Annotated in this window: 17 protein-coding genes; 13 read left to right on the forward strand and 4 right to left on the reverse strand. The window is 47.3% G+C overall.

What is annotated here, in order from left to right; translation table 11 throughout:
• Window position 1 precedes the first annotated feature (1 nt).
• The gene (locus tag AC3RCL_RS13735; protein WP_492535792.1) at window positions 2-1,096 is read right to left on the reverse strand and encodes a GerAB/ArcD/ProY family transporter; all 1,095 of its coding nucleotides are present in this window, start codon (window positions 1,094-1,096) and stop codon (window positions 2-4) included.
• Window positions 1,089-2,423: a spore germination protein gene (locus tag AC3RCL_RS13740; RefSeq protein WP_492535794.1), complete on the reverse strand. Its 1,335-nt coding sequence runs from the start codon at window positions 2,421-2,423 to the stop codon at window positions 1,089-1,091. Before AC3RCL_RS13740 ends, AC3RCL_RS13735 begins: the two co-directional genes overlap by 8 nt.
• A gap of 150 nt (window positions 2,424-2,573) precedes the next feature.
• Here AC3RCL_RS13740 and AC3RCL_RS13745 point away from each other — a divergent pair, with 150 nt between their 5' ends.
• The gene (locus AC3RCL_RS13745; RefSeq protein ID WP_492535796.1) at window positions 2,574-3,254 is read left to right on the forward strand and encodes an FMN-dependent NADH-azoreductase; all 681 of its coding nucleotides are present in this window, start codon (window positions 2,574-2,576) and stop codon (window positions 3,252-3,254) included.
• A gap of 39 nt (window positions 3,255-3,293) precedes the next feature.
• On the opposite strand, the gene pdxR is transcribed toward AC3RCL_RS13745, so the two are convergent.
• Window positions 3,294-4,688: a MocR-like pyridoxine biosynthesis transcription factor PdxR gene (gene pdxR, locus AC3RCL_RS13750; protein ID WP_492535798.1), complete on the reverse strand. Its 1,395-nt coding sequence runs from the start codon at window positions 4,686-4,688 to the stop codon at window positions 3,294-3,296.
• Between the two features lie 128 nt (window positions 4,689-4,816).
• Here pdxR and AC3RCL_RS13755 point away from each other — a divergent pair, with 128 nt between their 5' ends.
• Together AC3RCL_RS13755 and AC3RCL_RS13760 are read left to right on the forward strand one after the other, a co-directional pair.
• A complete protein-coding gene (locus AC3RCL_RS13755) occupies window positions 4,817-5,305 on the forward strand; it encodes an EamA family transporter (protein ID WP_492535800.1) in 489 nt (162 codons plus the stop codon).
• Between the two features lie 38 nt (window positions 5,306-5,343).
• Window positions 5,344-5,784: a DMT family transporter gene (locus AC3RCL_RS13760; protein ID WP_492535802.1), complete on the forward strand. Its 441-nt coding sequence runs from the start codon at window positions 5,344-5,346 to the stop codon at window positions 5,782-5,784.
• Between the two features lie 97 nt (window positions 5,785-5,881).
• Here the strand turns inward: AC3RCL_RS13760 and AC3RCL_RS13765 are convergent, their stop codons facing one another.
• Complete coding sequence (locus tag AC3RCL_RS13765; protein ID WP_213578114.1) at window positions 5,882-6,394, reverse strand: DUF3231 family protein; 513 nt, start codon at window positions 6,392-6,394, stop codon at window positions 5,882-5,884.
• 284 nt (window positions 6,395-6,678) lie between these two features.
• Here AC3RCL_RS13765 and AC3RCL_RS13770 point away from each other — a divergent pair, with 284 nt between their 5' ends.
• The 10 genes from AC3RCL_RS13770 to AC3RCL_RS13815 all read left to right on the forward strand — a co-directional run bounded on the left by AC3RCL_RS13770 (window position 6,679) and on the right by AC3RCL_RS13815 (window position 19,320).
• A complete protein-coding gene (locus AC3RCL_RS13770) occupies window positions 6,679-7,644 on the forward strand; it encodes a phosphotransferase (protein WP_492535804.1) in 966 nt (321 codons plus the stop codon).
• 105 nt (window positions 7,645-7,749) lie between these two features.
• Entirely contained in the window at window positions 7,750-8,943 is a 1,194-nt protein-coding gene (locus AC3RCL_RS13775) for a transposase (protein WP_028407136.1), read from the forward strand.
• Between the two features lie 290 nt (window positions 8,944-9,233).
• On the forward strand, window positions 9,234-10,484 hold the full coding sequence (locus tag AC3RCL_RS13780; RefSeq protein WP_492535806.1) for an MFS transporter: 1,251 nt from the start codon (window positions 9,234-9,236) through the stop codon (window positions 10,482-10,484).
• A gap of 171 nt (window positions 10,485-10,655) precedes the next feature.
• Window positions 10,656-11,018: a DUF4181 domain-containing protein gene (locus AC3RCL_RS13785; protein ID WP_492535808.1), complete on the forward strand. Its 363-nt coding sequence runs from the start codon at window positions 10,656-10,658 to the stop codon at window positions 11,016-11,018.
• A gap of 274 nt (window positions 11,019-11,292) precedes the next feature.
• Window positions 11,293-12,486 carry a transposase gene (locus tag AC3RCL_RS13790; protein WP_028407136.1) on the forward strand — a complete coding sequence of 398 codons (1,194 nt, stop codon included), beginning with the start codon at window positions 11,293-11,295 and terminating at the stop codon, window positions 12,484-12,486.
• Between the two features lie 208 nt (window positions 12,487-12,694).
• On the forward strand, window positions 12,695-13,480 hold the full coding sequence (locus AC3RCL_RS13795; RefSeq protein WP_492536348.1) for a squalene/phytoene synthase family protein: 786 nt from the start codon (window positions 12,695-12,697) through the stop codon (window positions 13,478-13,480).
• 446 nt (window positions 13,481-13,926) lie between these two features.
• Window positions 13,927-16,341 (forward strand): RNA polymerase recycling motor HelD, encoded by a 2,415-nt coding sequence (gene helD / locus AC3RCL_RS13800; RefSeq protein WP_492535810.1) that lies wholly within the window; start codon window positions 13,927-13,929, stop codon window positions 16,339-16,341.
• 322 nt (window positions 16,342-16,663) lie between these two features.
• Entirely contained in the window at window positions 16,664-17,773 is a 1,110-nt protein-coding gene (locus AC3RCL_RS13805) for a hypothetical protein (protein ID WP_492535812.1), read from the forward strand.
• Window positions 17,774-17,851: 78 nt separating this feature from the next.
• The gene (locus tag AC3RCL_RS13810) at window positions 17,852-18,445 is read left to right on the forward strand and encodes a YdeI/OmpD-associated family protein (RefSeq protein ID WP_213578867.1); all 594 of its coding nucleotides are present in this window, start codon (window positions 17,852-17,854) and stop codon (window positions 18,443-18,445) included.
• A 197-nt stretch (window positions 18,446-18,642) separates the two neighbouring features.
• The gene (locus AC3RCL_RS13815; RefSeq protein WP_096774024.1) at window positions 18,643-19,320 is read left to right on the forward strand and encodes an ArsR/SmtB family transcription factor; all 678 of its coding nucleotides are present in this window, start codon (window positions 18,643-18,645) and stop codon (window positions 19,318-19,320) included.
• Window positions 19,321-19,399 lie beyond the last annotated feature (79 nt).

Consider the following 19,399-nt stretch of genomic DNA (forward strand, 5'->3'; position numbering starts at 1 on the left):
TTCAGGTTACCTCCGTTGCACGGTTTGCTTTGTGCTTGTGCCGCCATCCGATAAGGAACGTGATCAGCGGAAGCACCAGGAAAATATACAATCGCAAAGGAATAATCAATACCTGCAAATTCTTGAGGTAATTCCAGTTGGGGATGGCCAAGGATATGGCAAACAGACCAGCGGTCAGAGCAATCAACAGGTAGATGCCGGGGACATTCGGGACAGCCTTCTGGGCTAGCGTCGCAAGAACCCATAAGGTCACTCCCAAGTACATCAGCGCAAACGCCATCAGGCTTAATAAGAAGAAAATCGTGATCCGATCAAACAACAGCCAGGTGATATTCACGGTGTCTATGGTCATCAGCATGGGAAATTGGTATAATTCGGCGGTGGCTTGACCAAAGGTCAGAAGCGGCAGATAGACCGATAAAAAGAACATGGGCAGCAGCAGAAGGCAGCCCAGCATCATTTTCTTGAGACTGATATGTATGGAAGAAGGCAGCAGTCCCAGGAAAAAGGAGCCGCCTGCGTAAACGAATAAACTGACCAGAAAATCGGGCTTTGCGATGAAATGAAAAGTTTGCTCGCGGTCAATGAGCGGCAGCAAGTAGTACCAGTCCACATTTTGAAAGCCTAGGCAGAGAACAAACAAAATGGGGAACATGAACAACACAACCAACAGGACGCTGGTTCGCGCCATGCTGGACATTCCTTGCCACGCCATGAGAAAACCAATCGCAATCAATAGCAGCTGAACCGCCCACAACGGCGTACTCGATAAGAAGACCAAAGTTAACATCTCGGAATAGGCCCTCAGTGCTACGATGATAGCGATGCCGAAGTAAAAGAATGCAGGAAGCAATAAGATCCACGCCAGGTATTTGCCGGTGCTGCGGAACATATCCACGACATTCGGCTGGGCGGCCCATTTCAGACCTTTAATGTACATATAAAGGGCAGCTGCATGCAGCGCATAGCTGATGGAGATTCCGATCCAGTGGCCCGTGTCCATGCCGGAAAACATGTCGGAGGGATAGAGGAAAAAAATAAGCCCCATATGACAAACCACGTACAGGATGGTTGCTTGATAACCGTTCTTATCCATTTCGTTCATCCTTCTGATTCAATATTGGTAACGACAAGTAAGGAATCCCCATACTTTTTTGATGGCCCATATAAGCACAGATGACAACGATTCCAGCAAGTAATCCCAGCATGCCAAAGATGGCGGACAGTATGATCAGCAGATACTTGAACACTCGCACGGTTACGGAGTTTTGGAAACCTACCACCGTAGAAGAAGCTATGGTTGTACCCGCCAGCACAATAATCAACAGGTTGCTGACGAGTTTGGCGGATACGGCAGCTTGGCCAAGTATAATGCCGCCAACCATCGTAATGGTAGGACCCACGCTTTTGGGCAGACGGATGCTCGCTTCCAGGATGAGCTCCAGAACGATAAGGAGCAGCAGCGTCTCGACAAAGGCGGGATAAGGGACTTCTTGCCGGCTGTTAGCAATCGAGAGAGCCAGTTGAAGCCGAAGAACCTCAGGATTGACGGATACCAGGGCAACATAGAGTCCGGGAATAATCGTCGCGATCAATACGCCGAGGATTCTCAAGAATCGAATCAGGTACATGAAGGGGAGGGGATAATTATGATCGTCCTTCATGCAGAACATATCCATGACAAGGCTGGGGATAATGATTGCGAACGGATAACGGTCAAGCATTAACACGGCCTTGCCCTGCTGAAGGGAGTGGGCTGCATTCTGCGGAAGTTCCGTCATGTTGAAGTTGGTAACGAGCGACCACGTGTTGACGCCAAGCGTCTTCTCGAGCTGTTGGATATGATGAACATCCTGATCCAGACCTGATTTGATTTTTGCTTGAATGGATTGTAACAACCGGGGTTTGATCTTGTTTTTCTGATAAATCAATAATAAAGATTTGGGATGGCTCTTCCCGACGGTGTACGTTTCCACTTGCAAGGAGGATCCGGTGCAATGTTTTCGAAGAATGCCGATGTTCGTATTGATATCTTCCAGAAAGGCGCTGCTGGAGCCGTATAATGTGTTCTCGGTTTCGGGAGATGCGACGGAGCGGGTGACAGTTTTCGATATCGGAAGAACGGCGCTGCAGGTTCCGGACAGGGGTTCCAGAATGATCAGGTGGCCCTTCATGATGTCGGGTACAACCACTTCCAATTTGGGTTCAACAAGCTCGCCCACGATTTTAAGCAGATCAGCGGGCGGCAGGGCGGTTTCGGTTAGATTCAAGGTTTGGGTTTGAAGCGATGCGATGCTCTGGGGAATATCCACTAATGAATCCAAACCGATCACCTGGACATGATATTGCAGCAATCGAATTTCAACATTGAAATAATCGGCGTTCGCTTTGAAGTATTCAGCCAGGCTCTCATTAAGGTTCATATCTGCATCCGCTCCCCCGCCATACTTAATGTTAGATATCATTTCCATTGCAGCCTCTGCTTTATGCAAGAAAAGTACGCCGGCTGATGTCACAATCGCATTGCCTTATTTGTCTATATGTTGGAATAGACGAAAAAGGAGAGAAATTGGATGGAAAAAATGCTCATTATTAATGCTCATCCGAAGGTGGAATCAGCCGCCTCTGTCAGTTTACAGGTGCTTCAGCATTTTGTAGAGGCGTACACGAAATGGAATCCAGCAGGGATAATCGAACAGGTAGATTTATACCGCGATCATATACCTGCGATTGACTACAGGGTTCTTGAGGCATGGAGCAAACAGGGAAGAGGGGGGCCGCTTAACGAAGAGGAGCAGCAGATCACGGACCGGATGTCCGTCATCCTGAGGCAGTTTAAGGATGCGCGGAAGTATGTCATAGCCATGCCATTGCACAATTTCAACGTTCCGTCCAAGCTTAAGGATTATATCGACAACATCCTCATCGCGCGGGAGACATTTCGATACACGAAGAACGGTTCGGAAGGTTTGCTAACCGATGGCCGCAGTTTGCTGGTCATTCAGGCAAGTGACGCCATTTACACGAATAATGACTGGTATACCGAGGTGGAATATTCACATAAGTACCTGAAATCCATGTTTAATTTCATGGGGGTCATGGATTATCAGATCATCCGGGCACAAGGGAATGCCATTCTGGATCGAAGTCAAATTCTGGAGAAGGCTTTTGAGGAAGCCGAAACAGCTGCGAAGGCCTTGGCTATGGCGGAGACTTCAAATATAGAGCCTATACGAAGTGGATTAGCGGAATAGGAATGTATCATGAACAAGGCTGCCTGATGGCAGCCTGTTTTATATGTATCCGTGATCCTTTAAATAAGCATGCAGGAGCATCACTCCGTCACGGATCTCGCCAGGCTCAAGATGGCCGTAGCCAAACAGCAGCTTGTTGGCGTGGAGACCTTTTTGAATGCTGTGATAATCCAGCGGCGTGATGCGTATTCGATCTTGCCTGATCCTCTGCCTGAAAGCCTCGTCAAAGACACCCCTGGGAAACTCTACAGCAAGATGCAAACCGGCTGCATCTCCCCAAGAACGCCAATCATCTCCGAAGTGTTCATGTAATGAAGACAAGAGGACCTGCCTGCGTTCGCCGTAGATCTTACGCATTTTCCCGATATGCCTGTCAAATTTCCGGGTATGTAAAAATTCGGCCAAAGCAGCCTGTTCAAAAGGGGGATTCTGCACATCCGTATGGGTACGTAACCGGCCCCAGCTTTGTTGAAGCTGACGGGGAACCACCGCGTAACCGATGCGAAGCGCAGGGAATAGAACCTTGCTGAATGTGCCTACATAGACCACCCTATCGGGATCCATGGCATATAAAGGCGAGACGGAATCCCCGTAATATCTGAACTCGCTGTCATAATCGTCCTCAATGATATAGCTGTCGTTCTTTCTGGCGTAACGAATAAGGGCAGCGCGCCGATCGGCCGGCAGGATACCGCCAAGTGGAAATTGGTGGGAGGGGGTGACATACACGGGACCACTTGATTTGCCTCCCAGCAGATCTGTTTGCATGCCGCATTCGTCCACGGGAACTGGACGTATGCGATACCCTTTATTGATAAACGTCTGCAGCATCTCGATATTGCAAGGATCTTCAAACCATATCTCCTGACGGTCCCGAAAGAGCAAATCGGCAAGGATGCTGAGCGCATGCGTCGCGCCTGCCGTTATGTATATATCCTGGGCATCCACGCTGAGTCCTTTGCTGCGATATAGCCATATAGCGATTTCAATGCGCAGCGCCGGCAGGCCCTGGGGACCCGTATAACCCAGCAGGGCGGAGCTCATGCCGCCAAGGGTTTTCGATGAAATCTGCTGCCATGCGTACCGCGGGAATAACCTCAGTTCTGGCTGGCCCGTGCGAAAATCCGCTGCAAAGTCAGGAGGACCTTCTTTCTGCGTCCGCGGTGCGGCGTCAGTCGGAGGATCCAGCACGATGCCTGGGGCGACGCGCGTCGGCGCTCCTTGCCTGCTGACCACATAGCCCTCAACGTTCAGCATGTCCAAGGCTTCGTTGACCGTGGCACGAGATACGTTCAGATCCCTGGCCAATTGACGGGAAGAGGGGACGGCTTCTCCTGACGGCAGGTTTCCTTGAACGATCTTATCCCTTATGGCCAAATAAATTTGGCGTTTGAGCGAAACTTCGCTGTTCCGATCTAATTTGATTCCCCACATGCTGGCTCGACCTCCGACTGGTATGCTTATATTTGAGATCAACTGGCTCTTTTATCATACCAGTTAATTTCCTATGATTGTAGCATAGATTAGCGGCTATCGATTGGAGATTTCAAGGGGATGTGATCATGTTGGAACGATGGAAAGGGATGCTTTATTTAATGGGGGCTTTCACGCTGGCAGGAACCTCTGTCATCACGGCGTGGCTGTTGAACGGAAAGTTAGGTACGTTTACTATAACGGCGGCCAGCTTATTGCTGGCTCTGTTATGCATGCTTCCTTTTTGCATGAAGGATTTGAGGAGAACGGTTGGCAGGCTGTCATGGGGTGAATGGGGGTATCTGTTTTTTCAGGCGCTCTTGGGTATGATTCTGTTCCGGATGCTTCTACTGCATGGCCTTCTTCATACTAGCACGGCAGAAGCCGGAATACTCACGGGGACTACGCCCGCTTTTACCGTGATGTTGGCATTCATGCTCCTGAAGGAATCGGTTAGCGGCAGCAAGCTGGCAGGCATTCTCAGCACGGTAGGAGGCATCCTCGTATTACAAGGAATTCTCACGCCCGGCCTTTCTTTCAAGGTGCAGCACATATACGGGAACTTGCTGGTGCTCTAAGCGAATCCGGCTTTAACCTCCTATCTCGTATCGGTTCGGTGAAGCAAACGGCTTCCCCAAACCATGCCATGCATCCTGTAGTCCAAACGACGCTCGTCTCGGCGATCGCCTTCCTATTATGCTTGATTCCCGCAGGTTCCGAGGATCCTGTCAATTCTTTGGCCGCCATCGGGTTACGAGAATGGCTGGCACTGATATGGTATGGTCCGATCGTTACGGCCGTGGCGTTCATCATGTGGTATGCCGGCATCAAGCGCTGCCATGTTTCAACAGCTGCCGCTTTTTCCGGCATGATGCCTTTCACGGCTCTATTGTTATCTGTCATGGTATTAAAAGAACCCGCAGGATGGGAGCAGTGGGGCGGAGGCATTCTGGTCGTTCTCGGTATGTTCCTCATTGGCAGGCAGCAGGCCATAAGCCCTCCGTCGGCCAAACAGCTTCAGTCGGAACATGGAAGCCTCGCTGGAGTGAGGGAATAGGTTAACAAAAAGAAGCAGCGTTGATCGCTGCTTCGTTGGCTTGTGGATCGGCAAGGCTCAGCGTTACAAGAGACTGGGATGCTATGATGCTTAAATGCTATTTTTCTTCGGGTCTCTTGATTTGAAGCGGCGGCGGAATGAGCCAGCCTTTTTCCTTATTCATCTGAAGAATCCGCACACCCTGAGCCGTTTTGGCTAGATGATATTTAGCGAATAACGCGCCGATATCCTCCCGGATCGATTGTCCCATGATTTGGCTGCATGCTACCAGTCCGAGCGAGGTATCCGCTGCGATTTTGGCCGCGATTTCCGGATCCGTGAATCTTGCGCCAGCCGGAATATCCTCAAGTTTGACAGGGGGTCTTTCGGGAAGCCCCGGTGCAGGCGGGATTCCGTTGTCGGTAAGCAGCTCATCGCATTCTTTAATCTCGAGTTTAGCCTGATCCAGCAGATCATTTAGAATTTTTTTAAGGTCTTTATCTCCCGCGTGATTCAAATAAGCCTCGTAGCAGGACACCATGCCCTTTGCCAGCATGGAGGTTTCCCATACGCTAAAAATCTCCCCGTAATGCATGGGCTCATCTTTAGGGTTTCCGCTTAATATACCCATCCATATTCGCTCCTTTAATATTTATCCAAACAGAGTCATTATGTACAGGAGGTTATTGTTTCATTCTAATCAGAACGAAGTTCTCGGAAATTTGCAGGAAATCATTGTATCGGATGCTGACGCAAGGATAAAGACGGCAAGATCAACCTGATCGTTCCGGATAAACCAGATCCCGCAGTTGCGAAAGTGCTGCAGCGGTTTATATAAAAATTAATTATAATCATACGGCCTATATATAAGAGTTTGTCGAGGATGATACCCTTGAGTGCAAGGAGGGATTTGGATTGAGTTTATTTCCTGTCACTTACTCGCTTCTGTCCAAACAAGCGGTAGGGTTACATATCCAACGCAATTATGAGATCGGTTCCGTTGTGAAAATTCAGTATTTCTTGCGGGGGATGAACGATACGTACGCAATAGAAACAGATGTTGATAAGTATATCTTCCGTATCTATAGGGCCGATCGAAGAAGCCGGCCTGACATCGAGTTTGAATTGGAATTGCTGCGGTTTCTCAGTGCGAACGGGATCAGCGTGTCAGAGCCCATTCCGGGAAAAGACGGCGCGTACCTTAGCGGATTTAACGTCATGGAGGGAACCCGGTACGGGGTTCTATTTCAATATGCGGAAGGACACGAGATGCCGATTCACGCCGCAGCGGACAGTTACCGGTTCGGTGAATCCATTGGCCATATGCATAAGGCGGCGGATCAATTTGAAAGTCGGTTTGCAAGGGAACGGCTGGATATGGAGTTTCTTATAGATCAGCCTTTATCCATCATCAGATCCTATATGAAGCATCGGTTAACCGATTGTAACTACCTTAGTGAAATGGCAACGGAACTAAAGAAACGAATTTCGGACCTCAAGGTTCAAGGTTTAGATTGGGGCGTGTGCCACGGAGATTTGCACGGCAATACGAATGCTGCATGGACAGAGGACGGAAAGCTGACCCATTATGATTTTGATTTATGCGGTTACGGCTGGAGAGCTTACGATATTGCGGAGTTTAGGCTGGCCAGAGAAATACATAGCAGACATGACCCGGAGGAAGTGGAAAGATTGTGGGACGCCTTTCTGAGAGGGTATTGTAGCGTCAGATCTCTCAGCGAAAATGATCTTGCTGCCGTCCCTGTATTTGTTGCCGTTCGGCAGCTTTGGCTCTTTGGTCTATGTTTTCGCGATTCGGAATTTGTGGGCATTGTCGACTTTGATGAAGGTTTTATAGATGAGTATTTTGCAGTAATCTAAGCCCTTGCTACGCAAGGATTTTCAGGCATAAAAAAGGGACTTTACCCCAACTTGCAGAAGTTTTCAAGAGACCAATCCAGAAAACTCAAGAAGGGGTAAAGTCTCTTGTATATTCTCCAAGAAAGTCTGTTTTCCTTTGAGGAACTGCTAAAAATCGAGTCAAAAGATCGTTTGCCGATCTTTTTCAGTGTGCTGGACCTCCGTCCTTACGCGAAAGAACTGAGAAGTCGTTCACCCCGAGGAGCCGACGGGCATTGCAGAGAAGGCATTTTGCGCGCCCTTCTTGCTGCTCCTCTAGAACGTATCCAGACATTTACTGGTTTACATCATCGACTGAGTACCGATCTTAGGTTTCGCTATCAATGCGGACTTCCACTCGACCGCGAGGCTCCATCCATCGCTACATTAAGCAGAGTCTTTGCCGAGCTGACGAAGAAAGAGCTGGCCAAACAGTTGTTCGAAGACTTGGTCAATCGCTGCAAGCAAGACGGCATCATCGACGGAAATCATGTTGCGATCGACAGTGCCTCGATTCACGCTTACGAAAAGAAGCAGCCTAAGCGAAAAAGCGAGCAAACGGGCAATGCGAACTGGGGAGCGAAGTTCGACTCCTTCGGTAATAAAGTGACTTGGTTCGGCTATAAGCTCCACTTGGCGGTGGATACGAAAAGCGAACTTCCACTTGCGCTCGAAGTCACGCCAGCGCATGTGAATGATGGAGAAATGGCGCCGAGCCTGATTGAGAAGGTTGCTGTCGATAAACGCACGAGATTCTTCATGCTTGATGCGGGCTATGACCAAATGAAAGTGTACGAAGCGGCTCGAAAGGTGAACGCTCAAGCCATTATTCCTCTCAATCCTCGGGGAGAAAAAGAACCGCCCGCTGGCATGACGACAAACGGAACACCCTGCTGTACGATGGGGTTCGCGATGACTTACTGGGGCGCCGACGGCGATTACTTGAAGTTTCGTTGTCCGCATGCCACAGGCAAAGTAGATTGCCCGTTAGGCATGGCCACTTGCTCAGCGTCCAACTATGGCATGGTCGTCAAAGTCGATACGAAGGACGATCTAAGGCGATATAGTAATCCGCATCGCGATACCAAGCGCTGGAAAGAGCTTTACAATGAACGAACCAGCGTGGAACGGTGCAATTCTCGAATGAAAACGTATTTGTCCGCGGATAGCCTGCATGTCTGGGGCGTTCAAAAAGTCACTACGCAGCAGTATTTGAACGCCATCGTCCTACTCGTATCTGCGCTCTCAACTGCTTCGAGAAGAAAGCAAGCCGCCGCTTAAAAAGTTCAAACTTCAAAAATTCTGGAGGTCTGTCCTTTTTCAGAAAACGCGTGATTTAGAGACGAGACAATGTCTGTTCTTCCTATGATTTATCCAAATTCGGAATTATGCAAAATGCTCATATAAAAAAAAGCTGGAATTGAACGGAATTCAGCGGAACTACATAAGTAAAAATTCAGTCTTAAGTAGGAGGTGAACGATGATGCGGTCCGTATAATTAGATCATGAAAGGAGAGTCATTCCATTACACAAGAAATGTATTTTCATTGACAAATTGGAGGTAGAAAAGATTGACTAGGCACGATAAAAGCACCCAAGCACCAAGCCTGCTTCGCAATCGGTTCCTGCAGACGATTTTATTATCTAGCGTGCTCCTGCAGATCGGGATCTGGGTACGTAATTTTGCGATTCTCCTGTACGTTGCGGATCGAACGAATAATGATCCATATGCGATCTCGTTAATCAGCGTAGCAGAATTCGCTCCTATTTTTGTTTTTTCGTTCATCGGAGGTACATTTGCCGACCGTTGGCGGCCTAAGCGAACAATGATCTGGTGCGACTTGTTATCCGCGGTATCGGTATTCGTTGTCCTTCTGACCATACATTACGGTTCTTGGCATTCCGTCTACCTCGTTGCGTTTATCTCGGCTATCCTTTCACAATTCTCGCAGCCGTCAAGCATGCGTTTGTTCAAGTATCATGTGGCAGAAGAACAACTGCAGCAAGGGATGGCTTTCTTCCAATCGCTGATGGCCATCTTCATGGTGCTCGGCCCTATGCTTGGCACCTTCGTTTACAGCACGTTCGGCCTTGAAACATCGATTGCGATCATGGGCGCGGTATTTCTGCTGTCCGCACTCGTCCTTGTTCGTCTGCCGGAGGATAATATGAAGCCGCAGACCATCGCCGCTAAAGGCCAGTTCCGCAGAGATTTCGTTGAGGGCTTCCGCTATGTGTGGCAAAGCCAGGTGCTGCGAATGCTTGGACTCGCGTTTATTCTCGCGGGACTCGCGGTTGGCGTAGCTCAAGCCCTCAACCTGTTTATCGTAACCGAGCGGTTGGGCAGGAGCGAGGAGTTCCTGCAATATCTGCTGATGGTGAATGGTGCAGCCATGCTGATCGGCGGCGGGATCGTAGCCGTCTTTGCGAAGCGGGTACCGCCGCAATTACTTCTTGCCATTGGCATGCTGTCTGGCGCTGTCTGCACGACAATTGTCGGATATTCGACGAGCATTCCGCTGACACTGACCGTTCAATTTCTCAATGGACTCGTGTTCCCTTGCATTCATATCGGGATCAGCACGATGATTCTGAAATGGTCCAATGCTTCCATCGTCGGACGGGTGAACGGGGTTTTGAATCCGATGTTCGTTGGTATGATGGTCATTTCGATGTCTTTCGCCGGCGCGTTAAAGGATGCCTTCTCACTGAGCACGATCTATAGCGGGGCAGGACTATTATTTCTTCTTGGCTCACTGGTCATGGTGCCGATCATGAATCAAAAAGCGCCGGAACGCGGACATCTTGCACAACAAACCTAAGCTTTAACATTTTCATGCGGAAGAACCGGCCAGGATCATGGCCGGTTTTTTTTGACATCTTGTGTTCAGCAATACAATCAAACTTATTCCATAATCATGTAATTGTGGAAAACCTATCATGAAGATGTTAAGCTGATAATGACTGTACTTTTTGAAAGGGGGACCTCAAGAATGTTCCTCATGACAATCATGTTGTATGTAATCATCTTCATTTGCGGGTATGTTTGGATCAAAAAAAAGCTGAAGGTATCCTCCACGTCAGACGGACTGCTGTATAAGCATATCAATCGATTTCATTTAATTGGAGAGCTCGTCCTTGTAGTCGCTGCCCTCATTGCCATTTTCGTTATGAGATATGTATTGGAATGGAGAGTGTGGGCTCATCAGGATATTATTCTTGTTGTTGCTATTCTGCATGCGTTCCGTTCCCTTGTAGAAAGACGCTATATGAAGGAATCTAAACAACATTTCCTCAGTGCTTATGCAAGTGTTAGCGGTTTGCTGCTCTTTCTTGGCCTGGAGCTATTTGCATAACAACACAAGAAGAACGGAATCCGCTAATCTGCTAAGTTCGCCGTGTTTAAATAGGATAAGATTATACATGCATAGAAAGCCGTGGAAACCGCGGCTTTTTTTGTTTTAACGATGGACTTTAGCAAATTTGCTTTAACCATATCTATGTGAGTATTTTGCAGTAATCTAAGCCCTTGCTACGCAAGGATTTTCAGGCATAAAAAAGGGACTTTACCCCAACTTGCAGAAGTTTTCAAGAGACCAATCCAGAAAACTCAAGAAGGGGTAAAGTCTCTTGTATATTCTCCAAGAAAGTCTGTTTTCCTTTGAGGAACTGCTAAAAATCGAGTCAAAAGATCGTTTGCCGATCTTTTTCAGTGTGCTGGACCTCCGTCCTTACGCGAAAGAACTGAGAAGTCGTTCACCCCGAGGAGCCGACGGGCATTGCAGAGAAGGCATTTTGCGCGCCCTTCTTGCTGCTCCTCTAGAACGTATCCAGACATTTACTGGTTTACATCATCGACTGAGTACCGATCTTAGGTTTCGCTATCAATGCGGACTTCCACTCGACCGCGAGGCTCCATCCATCGCTACATTAAGCAGAGTCTTTGCCGAGCTGACGAAGAAAGAGCTGGCCAAACAGTTGTTCGAAGACTTGGTCAATCGCTGCAAGCAAGACGGCATCATCGACGGAAATCATGTTGCGATCGACAGTGCCTCGATTCACGCTTACGAAAAGAAGCAGCCTAAGCGAAAAAGCGAGCAAACGGGCAATGCGAACTGGGGAGCGAAGTTCGACTCCTTCGGTAATAAAGTGACTTGGTTCGGCTATAAGCTCCACTTGGCGGTGGATACGAAAAGCGAACTTCCACTTGCGCTCGAAGTCACGCCAGCGCATGTGAATGATGGAGAAATGGCGCCGAGCCTGATTGAGAAGGTTGCTGTCGATAAACGCACGAGATTCTTCATGCTTGATGCGGGCTATGACCAAATGAAAGTGTACGAAGCGGCTCGAAAGGTGAACGCTCAAGCCATTATTCCTCTCAATCCTCGGGGAGAAAAAGAACCGCCCGCTGGCATGACGACAAACGGAACACCCTGCTGTACGATGGGGTTCGCGATGACTTACTGGGGCGCCGACGGCGATTACTTGAAGTTTCGTTGTCCGCATGCCACAGGCAAAGTAGATTGCCCGTTAGGCATGGCCACTTGCTCAGCGTCCAACTATGGCATGGTCGTCAAAGTCGATACGAAGGACGATCTAAGGCGATATAGTAATCCGCATCGCGATACCAAGCGCTGGAAAGAGCTTTACAATGAACGAACCAGCGTGGAACGGTGCAATTCTCGAATGAAAACGTATTTGTCCGCGGATAGCCTGCATGTCTGGGGCGTTCAAAAAGTCACTACGCAGCAGTATTTGAACGCCATCGTCCTACTCGTATCTGCGCTCTCAACTGCTTCGAGAAGAAAGCAAGCCGCCGCTTAAAAAGTTCAAACTTCAAAAATTCTGGAGGTCTGTCCTTTTTCAGAAAACGCGTGATTTAGAGACGAGACAATGTCTGTTCTTCCTATGATTTATCCAAATTCGGAATTATGCAAAATGCTCATGTATGTTATCATAGTAATAATTAATATAAAGCTGAGTCTGATACTTGGAGGGAATACTCATTAGTAACGTTACCCTGAATGAAGCGATGATCATGTTAAAGAAGACGAGCCGGACTTTTTATATTCCCATCAGTTATTTGGAACTGGGATTAAAGGAGGCTGTTACATCTGCCTATCTATGCATGAGGGCAATTGACGAAATCGAGGACCATAAAGAACTCACGGACGAATTGAAAGTGAAACTGCTGCTTGGCATTCATGATATATTCAAATCCGAGGATATGATGGTAACCCGCACACAACATTTGCTCTCACCTTACCAAGAAATATTACCGGACGTTACGATGCAGATCGATGACTGGGCGCTTCTTTGTCCGTCATCCGGCGCCCCGATCGTATATCGTTACATCGCGAAGATGTCGTTACATATGGCGCAGTGGGTTCAAAGCGGGTGGAATATCCACACGGAAGAGGATTTGGACAGATATACTTATAGCGTGGCTGGGATGGTTGGAGAAATGTTATCCGAGCTCTGGCTCTGGCATGACGGGACGCAGTCTGATTCAACCAAAGCAATTGCCTTCGGAAGAGGACTGCAAGCGGTAAATATCCTTCGCAATAGAGAAGAGGATCTTCATCGCGGCGTCGACTTCTATCCGGATGGTTGGGGATTTAAGGAGATGCAGCAATACACACGCCGCAATTTACAAATTGCCGATTCATATATTGCCGATTTGAAGGATGGTCCGGCATTGAAATTTTGCAAAATCCCATTATCCTTAGCTCATGCCACAGTAAATCTCATATCTGCTGGCGGAAGCAAATTAACGAGGGATGCCGTACTGAAAATCGTGAATCGCGTAACCGGTTAATCGCATTGTTCATATGTATACCGGGTATGATAATAACTTATTCACAGGCAAGTGAATGAACAGCAAGAAATCCGATAGATCCATATTAAGAAGGCAGCCGACGCGTAATCGGCTGCTTTTTTGTTAAGTACTATTAAATTCCTCCATGAAACGGACGGATGGATCGTTGGTGAGAAGGGGATACGCAAAGGGACAAGGAATTAAGAGGGAGAGCGGAGAAGTTCGTCATATGGAGAAATAAAAAAGCTTGGCCGTAAGCCAAGCGAAAATAAAAAAATATTGAACATGAAAAAGACGCTATGTTATAATCAATAGCGCAATTGAAAAAATCAAGTTAACTGGCATTATCATTACTATTCCTAATTTGATTGTACACCAGTGACCTCTGATTTGTCAATGCTCTTTTTTATCCCCATAAAATGGTAAAAGGAGTGTGTCAGAATATCATGGAAGCAAATGAATGGCAGACAGAACAAGAACGGCTGGAACAGGTCAGGGAAAAGCTGAAAGCAAGGATTGGCGAGTTGGAACCTGTGGTTACCGGGCTAAGCGATCAGGCTGCTGAGATACGCAGACGATTCTGGGAAGAAGTAACGGTCAACACAAGCACGGATGAAGAATTCGAAGAAACATTCTATACGATCAAACAACAGGCCGCGATATTATCCGAACGGGAACGCCGGCAGCGGCTTCTGACCCAGCAATGGAAGAACTTCAATCAGTTGCTGCCTTCTCCCTATTTCGGGCGCGTCGATTTTCTGGAAGACGGCATGAACCTGAGCGAGCAGATTTATATCGGCGTATCATCCTTCATCGATGAAGATGGAATGAACTTTCTGGTGTATGATTGGCGTACTCCCATCGCAAGTCTTTACTACGACCACTCCCCAGGCGAGGCCTCATACATCACGCCGATGGGGCAGATTTCGGGAAGGATGGAGCTGAAACGTCAGTATCAGATTCACAACGGTCAAATTCGAAATATGTTTGATGCGAACCTGACGATCGGCGACGAGCTGCTCCAGCAAATGCTAGCCAAGGGCGCAGATTCACAGATGAAAAGCATCGTATCCACTATTCAGCGGGAGCAAAACGCCATCATCCGAAACGATCGCAGCCGGCTTCTGATCGTACAAGGCGCGGCCGGCAGCGGGAAGACCTCTGCGGCCTTGCAGCGCGTGGCGTACTTGCTGTACAAAAACCGCGATTCGCTGAAGGCTGACCAGATTGTTCTTTTCTCGCCGAATCCGATTTTTAACAGCTATGTATCCTCTGTTCTTCCCGAGCTCGGCGAGGAGAACATGCAGCAGACGACGCTGCAGGAATATCTCGAATACTGGCTGGGTCCATCCTTGCGACTGGAGGATCCCTTTGATCAGATCGAATATGTGCTGACCGCACAATCAACCCCGAATTACGAGACACGTCTGCAGGGAATTCAATACAAGGCATCGGAGTCTTTCATGAAAGCCTTGCAGAATTATGCGCAGTGGCTGGGCCGGGAAGGGATGCTATTCAAAGGCATTCGATTCCTGGAGCGTGATCTGATTACGGCGGAGGAAATGAGGACCCAATTTTACAGCTACGACCCTTCCTTGAGCTTGGCCAATCGGGTCGAGCAGCTACAGAAATGGCTGCTGAAGGAGCTATCGCTACTGGAACGCAAGGAGCTTAAGGCGTCTTGGGTAGTCGAGGAGCTGAGTTACCTCGATACGGAGCTCTATGCGGAAGTGTTCGGCGAGCTGCACAAGGATCGGGAAGTCTTTGACATTGCCGAGCATTACGCCGTAGTGAACGAGATAAAAAGCAATAAACGCCGGGGAGATGAAGGCGACTTTGATTTCGCCGGACGGGAAGAGGAATTGCTCAGCCAGCGGATCGTGAAGAAGAGCTTCAAACCGCTGAGGCAAACCGTGAGGAAATTATCGTTTATCGATGCCCACGGCTTATACGTCCAATTATTCGGCGATGTAGCTGCATATCGGGAAAAAACGAAGGAATCCGATGTCCCTGCTATGTGGCCTGAAATCTGCAAGCAAACCAAAGAAAAGCTGGATCGGCTCGAATTATTCTATGAGGATGCGACTCCTTATTTGTATTTAAAAGAATTGATCGAAGGCGTTCGGACGAACACAGAGATTCGGCATGTCTTCGTCGATGAGGGACAGGATTACTCGCCGTTTCAATATGAGTATCTAAAGAAACTATTCCCTCGTGCCCGCATGACGGTACTCGGCGATTTCGGGCAGGCGATCTTCATGCAGTCCACAAAGCTGCAAGGGGACGATTCGCCTCTGCTTCGGCTTTATGGTGAAGCCGAAACAAACTTGATTCGTCTAGTCCGCAGTTATCGTTCTACACGGGAGATCGTGGAATTCACGAAAGAACTGCTTATCGATGAGTCGGACATCGTACCCTTTGAGAGGAGCGGACCGAAGCCTGTTCTTGCTAGGTTTGAAGGCAGAGAGAGACATGATGCGCAGTTGCTTAAAGACATCGTGGCACTTAAAGCCGACGGCATCGACTCTATTGCCATCATTACGAAGACTGCGGCCGAAAGCCGACAAGCATTGGAATCATTACAGTTGGAGGGATGCGAAGCCTTGCAGCTCATTACGAAGGAGACCGTCACCTATCAAAATGGGGTGATGGTTGTCCCCGTATATCTCGCAAAGGGCATCGAGTTCGATGCGGTCTTGGTCTATGATGCTTCGTCCGAAGCCTACGGCAGGGAAAACGAACGCAAGCTTCTTTATACGGCCTGTACGCGGGCCATGCACCGACTGTATCTTTACGCGACTGGCGAGTGGTCTCCGTTCGTGCAAGCAGTGCCTGAGCATTTGTATGAGAAAACAACATGATTTGCTCTTTAACCAGGCTATTTGTCCATCTAGAATACGATGAGAGCAGTAGAAGTAGGTAAGGGAGCAACGCCAAGCCCTTTACGCAAAACCAAACCGATCGGAGCCGAAGGGACGATGCAGCCTCCGCTCGTCGTGAATCGTCTCCGAATTGCTCGTATGTCAATAACCTTGGCCTTTAAGTCGGCCAAGGTTATTTTTTGTTATGACAATCAAGCAAAAAAAGATTGTGAATAATCACTGTAGGGCAAGAGGACAAAAAAGGTGAAATTTAGCTTTGTGTCGAATTGCTTGTCAATCATAATGTAAAGAGGAGCCCAAAATGGTTGATAAAGAATACTATTTGAAATTAAGTAAGGAAGCGCAAGATAATTATAAATTTTATAAAGAAGAGGCTGAGTCTTCAATTTGTAGGAGAGAATACACCATAAGCAAACGTTATGATATTTCTCCGTATTGGTATGGGCGACAAAGTACGGTTCCAGGGGAAATTACTGAAGAGGAGACGGACACTTATTATGAATTCGATAATCATGATAGACTTCGCATTTCGGTTTGTGATGAATTAATTGATGGATACGCTTATACCGTCTACGAAGACAACCGAATCATCACTAGATTATATGTCCGTGGAGTATTGGACTCTATAAAGGAATATTTGATATACGATGGTTTCATCAAGCGATGCATAGAATATTCTGCTCGGAATGATAAATTACAGTACGAAGATTACATATATGAGGGTGAACGGTTGATCCAAGTATATCAGCCTCAATACGAAAGTAATTCAGGTTATTTTGATCACTTAGTCCGAACCTATTTTGAGTATGATGAGAACGGCATTCTCAGTCGAGTATTAGATGGCACAAAAGGTGTAATTTATGTGATGATGTTGGCTGAAGACGTGGCGCTTCTCCGAGAGGAAGTTAAAAAAGGATTAATAGCAGCTTTAAGAGAGATAATTGGTAATGTGTCCCGAGTATTAGTAGATAGAAGCTGTTGTTTTCTTGCCATCTTTCTACATGATGAAGCTCATACGGTATACTCGCCGATTTTCCAACCTGGCTTGCAAAATATACGAGATGAGCTAGTGGAAAACAAAAAGGACTATGAGACCATCTGGAATTCGGGAGAGCATCCTGGGAAGTACCAACAAGAACTTACAGATCAAGAACTAATTCAGAAACTTAGAAATCTTATTATGTTTTGGCATAATACAGATGATTGGTGGGAGGAAGGTATGAAGTTGTGGCAGGAAGTGGCCTATTCATTAAATGAAACGAATTGGTCCGAAAACTTCATACTAACTGAAGACTTTATTGTGTTTGTCGACCGTGAGGGTTTGGAAGTAACAAATGGCGAACTTGAAAAAAGTATACCTCTAGTGAAATTAGAGTTACTTAGATCAAAGGGGCTTGTGCCAGTACATTAGAATCCGTATTGTACTGATCAGATATATCGAACCGCAAACGAGCAAGCCAGAACCACCAAAAGCAGAGGAGGCACCTTGATGACAAAAGGTGAAAGGAATACAAAGATTGATCCGTATTTTAATAAGCTTAAAAAGTGGAAGGAAGAGTTCGGGCTATTGAGAGAAATTGCGCTGGACTGCGGGCTGACCGAGGATTTTAAGTGGATGCATCCTTGTTACACGTTCGACGGTAAAAATATCGTGTTGATCCACGGTTTTAAGGATTACTGTGCCCTTCTGTTTCACAAAGGCGCATTGTTAAAAGATCCCCATGGGATCCTGATCCAGCAAACGGAGAACGTTCAGGCCGCACGCCAGATTCGGTTTACCAATGCTCAAGATATAGATGAAATGCAACTGATCGTGAGAGCCTATATTACGGAAGCCATTGAAGTGGAGAAAGCCGGTCTGCAAGTAAATTTTAAAAAGAATACGGATTACACCATACCTGTAGAGCTGGAAAATAAGTTCGAGGAAGTGCCTAACCTAAAAGAGGCTTTTGAAGCATTGACGCCAGGTCGGCAAAGAGCGTACATTCTGCATTTCTCCGCACCTAAGCAAGCCAAAACACGAGAGTCCAGGGTTGAAAAATATATCCCGCATATCCTGAATGGAAAGGGATTAAACGATTAGTTGTTTTTACATATTGGGGATTACACGCTGCGCTAGCGCGGAGTTCTTCCAGACAAGAATACACGACAAGGCAGCAGGCTGCTGGTTCATTCAACCGGCAGCCTGTTTTCTTTGCCAAAAGAATATTGACGCAAACCAGAATGCCGCTTAAACTATTCAATATATCAATTGAATAGTATATTTCAGGGGGTGAATCGATGAACGAAAGAGAGCTTAAAGACGAATTGTACAAGGAATATACACGAATTGGAAAATGCCTCTCCAGCCCAAAACGTTTAGAAATTCTGGATGTTTTGACACAAGGACCAAAATCCGTAGAAAATATATCGAAAATCACATCCATGTCTATAGCGAATGTCTCTCAACACTTGCAGACCCTCCATCATGCCAAGCTAGTCGATTATAAGAAACGAGGGAATTTCGTTATTTATGAAATCGCCGATCCCGCAGTCTTGCACTTTTTAGATTCTCTGTATGGTTTATCTGAAAAACAACTTATTGAAGTCCAGCATATTAAAAATGAATTCCTGGGTCAGCTATCGGAAATAGAGGAAGTATCGTTTGAAGAACTCATGAGCCGCATGGAAGCAGGGGAAGTAACGCTGATCGATGTTCGTCCGAAGGACGAATATGAAGCTGCTCATATTCCTGGCGCTATCTCGATACCTATAGAAGAGCTGGCCGAACAGCTACATGCGTTGCCAGCGAAGGCCAAAGTCGTAGCCTATTGCCGGGGTCCTCACTGTTTAATGTCTATCCAAGCCATCGAGATGCTAAAGTCCAAAGGAATCGATGCGGCTCGCTTAAGCAAGAGGGTTCAGGACTGGGAAGCATTTGCGAATAAGCGAAACAGCGAAGAGCAGGCCATTTCGTGAAACAAGTTTCCTTCAATTTATCAATTCACCCAATCATGAAGGTATACGACGACGAGAGCTTAAGGTCTGTGGAACCGGC

Source organism: Paenibacillus sp. MT86 (genome assembly GCF_058792535.1).